The sequence below is a fragment of the Actinobaculum sp. oral taxon 183 str. F0552 genome (assembly GCF_000466165.1).
Taxonomy (GTDB): domain Bacteria; phylum Actinomycetota; class Actinomycetes; order Actinomycetales; family Actinomycetaceae; genus Peptidiphaga.
The window spans coordinates 34,231-44,523 of the sequence record NZ_KE951416.1 but is presented as its reverse complement, the minus strand read 5'-3'; the positions used below and the strand labels follow the sequence as shown (position 1 = coordinate 44,523).

Annotated in this window: 8 protein-coding genes; 2 read left to right on the top strand and 6 right to left on the bottom strand. The window is 72.1% G+C overall.

The genetic code is table 11. From position 1 onward, the window contains the following. Positions 1-154: 154 nt before the first annotated feature. Entirely contained in the window at positions 155-1,021 is an 867-nt protein-coding gene (gene rfbA / locus HMPREF0043_RS03405) for a glucose-1-phosphate thymidylyltransferase RfbA (RefSeq protein ID WP_021601468.1), read from the top strand. Between the two features lie 81 nt (positions 1,022-1,102). Here the strand turns inward: rfbA and HMPREF0043_RS03400 are convergent, their stop codons facing one another. Beyond that, entirely contained in the window at positions 1,103-2,848 is a 1,746-nt protein-coding gene (locus HMPREF0043_RS03400) for an ABC transporter ATP-binding protein (protein WP_040317755.1), read from the bottom strand. Position 2,849: 1 nt separating this feature from the next. Then, on the bottom strand, positions 2,850-4,697 hold the full coding sequence (locus HMPREF0043_RS03395; protein ID WP_021601466.1) for an ABC transporter ATP-binding protein: 1,848 nt from the start codon (positions 4,695-4,697) through the stop codon (positions 2,850-2,852). 595 nt (positions 4,698-5,292) lie between these two features. Between HMPREF0043_RS03395 and HMPREF0043_RS03390 the strand changes: the two genes are divergently transcribed. Beyond that, complete coding sequence (locus HMPREF0043_RS03390; RefSeq protein ID WP_021601464.1) at positions 5,293-5,904, top strand: dTDP-4-dehydrorhamnose 3,5-epimerase family protein; 612 nt, start codon at positions 5,293-5,295, stop codon at positions 5,902-5,904. A gap of 36 nt (positions 5,905-5,940) precedes the next feature. Here the strand turns inward: HMPREF0043_RS03390 and rfbD are convergent, their stop codons facing one another. The 4 genes from rfbD to HMPREF0043_RS03370 all read right to left on the bottom strand — a co-directional run bounded on the left by rfbD (position 5,941) and on the right by HMPREF0043_RS03370 (position 10,234). Beyond that, entirely contained in the window at positions 5,941-6,810 is an 870-nt protein-coding gene (gene rfbD, locus HMPREF0043_RS03385; protein WP_040317754.1) for a dTDP-4-dehydrorhamnose reductase, read from the bottom strand. 195 nt (positions 6,811-7,005) lie between these two features. After that, a complete protein-coding gene (locus tag HMPREF0043_RS03380; protein WP_021601462.1) occupies positions 7,006-7,914 on the bottom strand; it encodes a lysylphosphatidylglycerol synthase domain-containing protein in 909 nt (302 codons plus the stop codon). Beyond that, positions 7,911-9,155, bottom strand: a complete 1,245-nt coding sequence (locus tag HMPREF0043_RS11425; RefSeq protein ID WP_021601461.1) for a glycosyltransferase — start codon at positions 9,153-9,155, stop codon at positions 7,911-7,913. Before HMPREF0043_RS11425 ends, HMPREF0043_RS03380 begins: the two co-directional genes overlap by 4 nt. Further along, complete coding sequence (locus tag HMPREF0043_RS03370; RefSeq protein WP_021601460.1) at positions 9,152-10,234, bottom strand: glycosyltransferase family 2 protein; 1,083 nt, start codon at positions 10,232-10,234, stop codon at positions 9,152-9,154. Before HMPREF0043_RS03370 ends, HMPREF0043_RS11425 begins: the two co-directional genes overlap by 4 nt. Positions 10,235-10,293: the final 59 nt, after the last annotated feature.

Sequence of the window (10,293 nt, the reverse complement as noted above, 5' to 3'; positions counted from 1 at the left end):
TGGCCGCCGCTCCTGGTCTCGCCGTCGCCCGGCGCCGCGCTGGCGGCGGCGGTCGCGACGATGGGGGCCGAACGGCTCGTCGTCGCCGAGGGGGCGGTGGACGCCGAGGGGATCCGAATCGCAGAAAACCTCTAGGAAGTGAGAAACTACATCCATGCGTGGAATCATTCTGGCCGGCGGGTCCGGCACACGACTCAACCCCATCACCCTCGGCACGTCCAAGCAGATGGTGCCCGTCTACGACAAGCCGATGATCTACTATCCGATGTCCACCCTCATGCTCGCGGGCATCCAGGACATCCTTGTCATCACGACCCCCGAGGACGCCCCGGCCTTCCACCGCCTGCTGGGGGACGGGTCGCGCTACGGCCTCGACCTCGAGTTCGCCGTCCAGCACAAGCCGAACGGCCTGGCGCAGGCCTTCGTGGTCGGCGCCGACTTCATCGGCGACGCCCCGGCCGGCCTGGTGCTGGGCGACAACATCTTCTACGGCCCGGGCATGGGGACGCGGCTGCGCCGCCACGTCGACCCCGACGGCGGCGCCGTCTTCGCCTACCACGTCTCGGATCCGCGTTCGTACGGCGTCGTCGAGTTCGACGAGGACTTCACGGCCGTCTCCATCGAGGAGAAGCCGGCCGAGCCGAAGTCGAACTTCGCGGTTCCGGGCCTGTACTTCTACGACAACGACGTCGTCCGCATCGCCAGGGAGCTCAAGCCCTCCGCCCGCGGAGAGTACGAGATCACCGACGTCAACCGCGTCTACCTCGAGGCGGGCAAGCTCAAGGTCGAGGTTCTGCCCCGCGGCACCGCCTGGCTCGACACCGGCACCTTCGACTCCCTCGCGGACGCCACCGGCTTCGTGCGCACCGTCGAGGCGCGCCAGGGCCTGAAGATCGGCGCCCCGGAGGAAGTCGCCTGGCGCATGGGATTCCTGACCGACGACGAGCTGCGCGAGCGCGCCGAGCCCCTCGTCAAGTCCGGCTACGGAGCCTACCTGCTGGGCCTGCTGGACAAGGAGTGACCGCCGCGGGGGCCGCGGCCCCCGCACACGGAGAGCGCGGCGAGGTTCAGGAACGACCGTCCCAGCCTTCCGGACGGACGGTCATCGAGGCCTGCCCGTCAGGCGCCACAGGCTGGAGCTGGCGTCGACGAAGTCCTTGAACGGGCCGTCCGTCGCGGCCAGATCCCGCGGGTCCCCGCACTGGGCGATGCGGGCCGGCCCGCCGTCGGGCCCCGGCTGGAGGAAGATCACCCGGTCGGCGTCGCGGACGGTCGAGAGCCTGTGGGCCACGACGACGACGGTCCTCCCGCGCGCCAGCTCGCCCATGACCTCGGTGATGGCCGCCTCGCTTTCGCCGTCGAGGGCGGAGGTGATCTCGTCGAGCAGGAGGATCGGGGCGTCCTTGAGGAAGGCGCGGGCGATCGAGACCCGCTGGCGCTCCCCTCCGGAGAGCTTGAGGCCTCCTTGGCCGACCACCGTGTCCCAGCCTCCGGGGAGGGAGGCGACGACGGTGTCGAGCCGGGCGTTGCGCGCGGCCTCCTCGAGCTCCGCGTCGGTGGCCTCGGGGCGGGCCATCCGCACGTTCTCGCGGATCGTCGTGTCGAACAGGAAGACGTCCTGGAAGACCATGGACGTCATGTCCATCAGCGTCCTGGTCGGGATGCGGCGGACGTCGGCGCCGCCGATCGTGACGCCGCCCCGGTCGACGTCCCAGAAGCGCGCCGCGAGCCGCAGAAGCGTCGACTTGCCGGCGCCGGACGGGCCGACGAGCGCCGTGACCGTCCCCTCCTCCGCCTTCAGGTCGATGCCGGCCACGACGGGCGCGGCGGGGTCGTAGCCGAAGGTGACGCCGGCGAACTCGATCTGCGTGCCGACGGGCGCGGCAGCCCGGCCCGGCTCGGGTTCGGGCAGCGGCTCGGCCGAGACGATGGCGTCGATCGCCCGCAGGGCGATCTCGGAGTTGTGCATCTCGGCCGCGTAGAGGACGGACTGGGACAGCGGGGGGACCATCCGGGCCGTGACGGCCATGATCGCCAGGTATGCCGCTTCGTCGAGGGAGGCGTTCATGACCGCCGACAGGCCGGCGGCCATGACGAGGGCGAACGCGATCTGGATGGACAGTGTGAAGTATCCGGCCGGTCGGCCCTTGACCCGTAGCGTCTGAAGGGTGGCGCGGCTCTCGTCGTCCAAGGCTTCCTCCAGAGGAGGCCAACCGGTGGAGGCCGCTCCGGTGGACCGCAGGACGCTCTGAAGCCGTGCGTATTCGATGAGGCGTCCGGCCGTGCGGGCGGCGGCCTGCGTCTCGACGGCGTCGGCGGCGCGGGTCCGCCGGCGCATGAGGGCCCACGCCCACGCCATCGGCCCGACCGCCAACAGCATGATGAGCGCCAGCCGCCAGTCGACGAAGACGACGGCGGCCGCCATGACGCCCGGGATGATGAAGGCGTCGCACAGCGTGGGCATGACGATCGAGGCGACGTGGGAGATCGTGTTGACCTCGCGGGAGACGCCGGAGGCGACGGCGGCCTCGCTCCTGGCGTCGAACCATCCCAGGGGCAGGGTCAGGACGTGGTCGCCGATTCTCCTGATGAGGGCGTCGCAGACGTCGTACACGCTGATCCGGTAGGAGGCCATCGTCGCGTAGGATCCCAGGACCAGGGAGGCGACTCCCAGGACGACGACGGCGGTCAGCCAGAGCGCCAGATCGCGCCGGTCCCCCAGGAAGGAGCGGAGGAAGGGGATCATGAGCGCGAGCGCGACCCCCTGGACCGCCGAGGACAGGCCGAAGACGACGGTCAGGCGTCGCAGCTCGCGGATTCCGACGAGCTTTCCCATGAGCGTCCACATGTCAGTTCTCCTCCGTTCCGCGGTGGTTCGCCCGCTCGGCCCCGCCATGGCCTTCACGCTCGCCACAGTGGCCTGCGCGCTCGGTTCCACGGCGACCGCCCGGCTTCCGAGACCCGTCCGCGCCGGGTTCCCGCCCGGCGCCGGTCTGGGGGTCCCGCCCGGCGCCGGCCCGGCCCTTCGACTGCTGGGAGCGCCAGAGCCTGGCGTACAGGCCGCCGGCCGCCAGGAGCTCCTCGTGGCGTCCCCGCTCGGCGATCCGCCCCCGGTCGACGACCGCGATCTGGTCGGCTCCCACGATGGTGGCCAGCCGGTGGGCGATGATGACGACGGTGCGGCCGTCCGCCAGACGCGTCAGGGCTCGGTGTATCTCGCGCTCGGACTGCGGGTCGGCCTGGGCGGTGGCCTCGTCGAGGATGAGGATCGGCGCGTCCTGAAGGTAGGCGCGGGCGATCGTCAGCCTCTGCCTCTCGCCGCCGGAGAGGAAGCCGCCCTCCTCGCCGATCACCGTGTCGTAGCCGCGGGGCAGGCGGAGGATCCGATCGTGGATGCATGCGGCCGTCGCCGCGCGCTCGATCTCCTCCCGAGCGGCCTCGGGATGCCCGAGGGCGATGTTCTCCGCGACGGTGCCGTGGGCGAGCGTGACATCCTGGAAGACGACGGCGACGCGGGAGAGCAGCCAGGCGAAGCTGACGTCGCGCACGTCGAGCCCTCCGACTTCGACGCGGCCGGAGTCGACGTCGTAGAAGCGGGCGATGAGCCGCGCGAGGGTGGTCTTTCCCCCTCCGGAGGGCCCCACGAGGGCCGTGACGCTGCCGGGCGGGATCGACAGCGACACGTCGCGGACGACGGGTTCCTCCGGGTCGTATCCGAAGGTGACCCCGCTGAGCTCGACGGCGCCGGGCGCCGGACCGTCGCCCTCGACGTCCTCGCCCTCCGGCATAGCCGGGATCGACAGGAGCTCGGCCGTCGTCCGAGCGGCCTGCCGGGCCTCGTAGAGATGGCGTCCCAGCTGCATGAGGGTCATGAGGCCCGCGGGGATCCCCAGGCTGAGGAAGAAGAAGGGCAGGGCGTAGGCGGGCTCGATCCAGTCCTGGGCGACGAAGAGGGCGGCCACCGGGGCGACGGTCGCGAAGACGACGGCCGGCTGGAGGAAGGCTCCGGCGATGGCGAAGGCCCGCCCCGAGGCCATCGTCCACTCGTAGGACAGCCCCGAGAACCCTTCGCGGGCCTCGGTGAAACGGGTGCGTGCGGACTCGGAGGCCTGGAAGTTCTTGATCTCCTTGATGCCCTCGACCATTTCGACGGTCGCCGCCGCCAGCCGGGTCTGGGCGGCTCCGAAGCGTTCGGTGATGTCCCCGAAGCCGGACACGGCCACGCCGGCGACGACGCCGACGAGCAGCACCCACAGCGCGACGATGACGAGGGTCAGCCTCCAGTCGACCCACAGGAGGTATGCCACGCCCGCGGCGATGGTGACGGCCGAGTTGGTTGCATCCCCCGTCAGGTGGGCCACGAGGGTGTGGATGGACGTCGTGTCGTCGCACACGATCTTCCGGATCGCCCCCGAGGACGTCTGATCGACGGTTCCCAGGGGGATGCGGGCGAGGGTCGCGACGATGTCGCGTCGGAGCCGGTGCCGCAGCCTCGCCTCGGCGACGTGCGTCAGCCCCAGACCCGCGCTGTAGAGGGCGTGCCCCAGGAAGAGCCCGGCGACTCCGGCGGCGAGCCACCCCCACGCGACGGAGGAGGGGGCGTGGCGCGACCAGGCCGCGGCGATCTCCGTGAGCGCGACGTACGGGACTATCGAGAGGACTGCGCCGACTCCCGTCAGCCCCGCCGTGACGGCCATGGATTTCCTCGCGGGCGCAATGAGCTCGCCGATCGACACCGACACGATGATCCTTCCTAGCGTGCATCCGCGCGGCGGACGCGGCGTTCGCGTGATTGAAGCGGCATTCGCGCAACAGGGGCGCCATTGACGGTTAGGTTTCCCTGACTATACAGCCGCGGCTTGTGCGACGCCAGAGCGGAATCCTCCCCGTCCAACCGCCTCCGCGCCAGACCGATCGCCGCGCATCCCGGCGTTCGGAAGCCCCGCAGGTGGGCGATCCGCTCCCGGCGCGGCACGCCCCCGCGTCCGGCGGGCCGCACCGGCTCGCCGGCGGCGGCGCTTTCGGCAATGGCCGCACGAGGGCCGCATTCGTGTCGTCTCCGGTGAGCCCGGCCGGACTGGCGCACGCCCCGGCATCGGCCGCGCACTCGCCCCCGCGAGACCCGCAGTTCCGGCAGCGCTGGAACAGGCGCCCTCCGGAGCCCCCGCGAGACCCGCAGGCTCCGGGCCCGGGCGCTTAGAATGGTTCCCGTCCGCGCGCCGAGCGGCCCGGGCACAGACGTCCCGCGCTCGGCTCCCGGATTCCAAGAACGAAGGAGACGAAAGGACCGACATGGAGATCCGCGAGCTGACGATTCCCGGCGCCTGGGAGGTCACACCCCGGCAGTTCCCCGACGACCGCGGGGTGTTCCTGGAAGCCTACAAGTCGAGCGCCTTCGAGGAGGCCGTGGGCCACAGGCTCGACCTGCGCCAGGCGAACACCTCCGTGTCGAAGGCGGGAACCGTGCGCGGCATCCACTTCGCCGACGTCCCGCCCTCGCAGGCCAAATACGTGGCCTGCCTGCGCGGCGCCGTCCTCGACTTCGCCATCGACATCCGGGTCGGCTCGCCGACCTTCGGCCAGTGGGATTCGGTTCTCCTGGACGACGTCGACCGGCGGGCCATCTACCTCTCCGAGGGGCTCGGCCACGCCTTCATCGCCTTAGAGGACGATTCGACCGTCATGTACATGTGCTCGGCCGAGTACGCGCCGGGCCGCGAACACGGCGTCTCCCCCGTCTGCCCCGAGATCGCCCTGGAGTTCCCGAAGACGGGCCGCGACGGCTCCCCGCTGGAGCTCCTGCTGTCGGAGAAGGACACCGCCGCCCCGAACCTGGCCGAGGCGCGCGAAGCCGGGCTTCTGCCCACCTGGGAGGCCGTGCAGGCATACCTCGCGACGCTGTGACAGGGGCGGCGCCTCCGCCGCCGGGGGCTCTCCGCCCTACTCGGCGGCGGGGGCCTGCCGGCGCCCCAGGACGGTCTCGCAGGCCACGGCCCAGCGTTCCTTCCAATTGCCGATGGGCGTGACGCCGATCCGTTCCAAGGCGTCGTGGCCGAGCACGGAGTAGTGAGGGCGCGGAGCGGGCTGGTTGAAGGAAGCCGCCGTGGTCTCCTCGACGATGCCCGGGTCCTTGCCGATCGAGGCCATGATCTCGCGGGCGAACGCGTGCCAACTGGTCTGCCCCGAGGACGTGCCGTGGTAGACCCCCGTCGGCGCCTTCTCGTCGATGAGCCGCACGATGAGATCGGCCACGTCGACGGCCCACGTCGGCTGGCCGACTTCGTCGGTCACACCGCGCAGCGTCTCGCGCTCTTCGGACAGGTCGCGCATGGTCCTGGGGAAGCACTTCCCGTGGGCGCCGTACAGCCAGGCGGTGCGGACGATGAGATAGTCGTCGGTGTTGCAGCGGACGGCCCATTCGCCGGCGGCCTTGGTGCGGCCGTACGCGCCCTTCGGATCGAGCAGCCCGTTCTCCGCGTAGGGGCTCGTCGCCTCCCCGCCGAACACGTAGTCGGTGGAGACGTGGACGAAACGCGCGCCGATCGCCGCGCAGCGCCGGGCCAGGATCTCCGGGCCGGTGGCGTTGACCGTGAAGGCGACGTCCTCCTTCGTCTCGGCGGCGTCCACGGCCGTGAATGCGGCGGTGTTGACGACCACGTCAACGTCCCTGACGATCTGGGCGACGCTGGCCGGATCCGTGATGTCGATCGCGTCCCGGTCGACGGCCACGAGATCGTGTCCGTCCCTGAGAACGCGAGTCACGAGGTCCTGACCGAGCATGCCCCTCGCACCTGCAATCAACCAGCGCATCTTCCTGCCAATCTCGTGTGGATTCTCGTACGGGTCCGGATCACGGTCAACCGGGTCGGACCGCCGAGTCGCCATTGTACCCAAACCGGCGGCGGATCGTTCCGCCTTCCCGACAATCGGGTCACGCGCACCGGGTCACGCCCTCGGGGATCCGGGCCGTGTACTGCCCGGCCATCGGGGCCTTGCGCTCCTCCGTCAGGACCTCGGGGGTCCGGGCCGCTTCCTCATCGCCAGCGAGGCTCCCACGCCGAGGACGACGTCGGCGATCGTCGTCGTCAACCGGACCGCGAGCACGACGACGACGAGCGCGCCCGGGCCGACCGCGCCCGCCAGCACGGCGCCCAGGGCGACCTCCCGAACGCCCGCTCCCGCGGGAGCGACGACCGCGAGGAAGCCGGCCGTCCATCCGAGCGCGTAGCCTGCGACGGCCAGGAGGAAGGTCGCCGCGTTCGCCGCGGCGCCCAGCGAGACGAGGAGGAGCCACACCTGGCCGCCCGCCAGGATCCAGGCCGCGAGCGCCCATCCGCTCGCCCGGAGGGTCGCCGTCCAGGTCAGGGGCGCTTCGAGCCCGTCGCGGCGGGCGAGCTTGAGGACGGCGCCGACGATGCGGTTGAGGACGGGCGGCGTGAGGGCGAGGATCCCCGCGGGAACGGCGGGCGCCACCCACCAGTAGCTCCGCCACAGGCCGCCGGGGCCGAAGAGCAGGGCTCCCGCCGCGAGGAGGAGGCCCGTGACTGCGGAGACGCCCGCCGAGACGAGGAGGGAGGCGACCGACCGGCGTCTGGAGACGGCGTAGTCGCGGCCCATCTCGGCGGCGGCGAGGACGTTCCACACTCCCCCCGGCAGGTATTTGGCGATCTGGGAGGAGTAGAAGATCCTGCGGGCCGCGCGCGGGGGGAGCGGGCCGGCGGCGGTGATGATCGCCCGCCAGGAGAGCATCGTCGCCGCGACGTAGGCGAAGCTGGCGGCCAGCGAGACGGCCAGGACCCAGGCGGGCAGGACGCGCACCGCCCGCGCCGCCTCGCTCCGGTTGGCCGCCACTGCCCACACGGCGGCGGCGAGGGCGAGGGCGAGGAACGCCCCGCGGACCCAGGGGGACCTCACGCGAGAACCTCGGCCAGGCCCGCCACGACGGTCTCGGGGCGGAACCGTTCGGCGGCGGCGGACGAGCGGGCCCGCGCCTGAGCGAGGGAAGCCGGGTCGGCGAGCGAGGCGAGCGCGCAGGCCAGGGCCGACGGGTCGCCCGGGGGGACGAAGACCGCGGCGTCGCCGAGGACGGCGCGCTGAGGCGGGGTGTCCGAGGTGACGAGCGCGCAGCCGGCCGCGATCCCCTGGTACGCCTTGTTGGGAACGACCCGGCGCGCCTTGTCCGACGTGCCGAAGATCCCCAGGCAGACGTCGTGGCGGGCCACGAGCCCGGGCAGGTCCGCGCAGTCCACCCAGTCGAGCCACGTCACGGACACGCCGCCGCCGCGCGGCAGGAGCCGGCGGACGTCGCCCGCGTCCTGCCCGTCGCCGACGAGCGTGACGTCGAGGCCCACTCCCCTGCGCTCGCATTCGGCCAGGGCGCGTGCGATGACCGGAGCGCCCTGCAGCGGGGTGAAGAGTCCGAAGAACACCACGCTGATGCGGCCGTCCGAGCGGGCCCGACCGGCCGATCTGGCCTCGCGGGGGCCGTCGGTGCGGGTCGGGCCGCGCCCGTCCGCCTGCGCGTCCGACCATTCGAACGCCGCCCGTCCGACCGACCGTCCGGACGCCTCCTGCGCGTCTGCGGCGCGCCGCCGTGCCGCGGCGGCTGGCCAGGCCGGCGGCGCCCCCACGGGGACCACGATTCCCTTGCCCCGGTGCCGGTCGGGGATCATCGCAAGATGCTCGGGGGTGTCGACGATGACGACGTCGGCCGCGGCCAGGGCCGACGCGTCGAGCCCGCGCAGGAGGAGGCCCTTGACGCGCCCCGTCGTCCCGCCGCCCGCGAGGCCGCGGTCGGCGGCGGTGTCGGAGGCGAAGACGAGATGGTCGAGGAGGATGCGCGCACGGGGGTAGAGCGCGCGGGCCAGGAGCACGTCGAAGTGCCCGAGGTAGCCGACGAGGATCGCGTCCGGCGAGCGCTCGCCGCGATAGGCCCGGCTCCCCGCGGCGATGCGCCCCCACGCGGCCGCGAGCCTGCCCGCGAATCGCGCCGCGGCCCGGGGGTCCTTCAGCGCCCTGACGCGGTCGGCGGTGCCGACGCCGAGCGGTTCGTTCAGCTCTCGCACGGCGTGCCCCCGTCTCCTCAGCCCCGAGAGGATCACTCCCGGGCGCGGATGGACGCGCACGTCGTAGGTTCCCAGGCCCAGGACCCTCACGGCTCGCCCTCCCCCTCCGCGAGCGCCTGAGGGCCCGTGAGAGTCTGAGGGCCCGTCCGGTCTGCGGACGGCATGCGGCCTCCCGCCGGCGCCTCCGGTTCGCGCGCCCCGGATCCGGCGGCGTCCGCCGGGGCGCGCGGGGCCGCGTACTGGAGGGCCTTGACACGTTCGAGCGTCTCCTCGACGAGCACGCGGTTCGTGCGCTGGAGGTCGGCGATGACGAGCAGGGCGACGGCGAGCAGGCTGGCGACGATCATCGCCGAACCGAAGACGAGCGACTGGACGTGGCCGCCTCCGTCGCCCCGGAGTTCGAAGACGAGGAAGCGCACGAAGGGGATGAGCCCGAGCACCCCGGTGACCGCGGCGAGCCAGCCCAGCGGCACATGGGGCTTGAACATGAGGAAGGAGCGGACGATCGCCATGCCCGACTTGGCCATGTGCTGGAAGACGTTGGAGAACAGGCGCGACTCTCGGGTCTTCGGGTTGGTCTCGACCGGCACGGAGGCGACGCGCAGGCGCTTGTTGCCGGCCTGGATGATCGTCTCCATGCAGTAGGAGAACTGGGTCACGACGTTCAGGCGGAGGAGCGCCCGCTTGGAGTAGGCGCGGAAGCCGGAGGCCGCGTCGGGCAGCCGGGTGCCGGCCGCGGCGTTGACGATGCGCGAGCCGAATCCCTGCATGCGCTTCTTGAACCACGAGAAGTGCTCGATCGTGGAGGTCTGCCGGTCGGCGATGACGACGTCGGCCTCCCCGGCGAGGAGGGGCGCCACGAGGTCCGGGATGCGCTCTTGGGGGTACTGGTTGTCTCCGTCGGTGTTGACGACCACGTCGGCGCCGTGGGCGAGGGCGTAGTCGACGCCGTCGCGGAAGGACCGGGCGAGCCCCTGGGTGCGGCTGTGGCGGACGATGTGCCGGACGCCCATGCCGCGGGCGACCTCGGCGGTGCGGTCCGTGGAGCCGTCGTCGATCACGAGGACCTCGACCCGGTCCGCCCCCGGGACGCTCCGCGGGATCGACTCGAGGACGAGCGGCAGAGTCTCTTCCTCGTTCAGACAGGGGATTTGGACGAACACGAGCATGGCAACCTCGAATGATCCGGAATGCGGCCCGCCTCATCCTACACGCAGGCCGCCCGCCG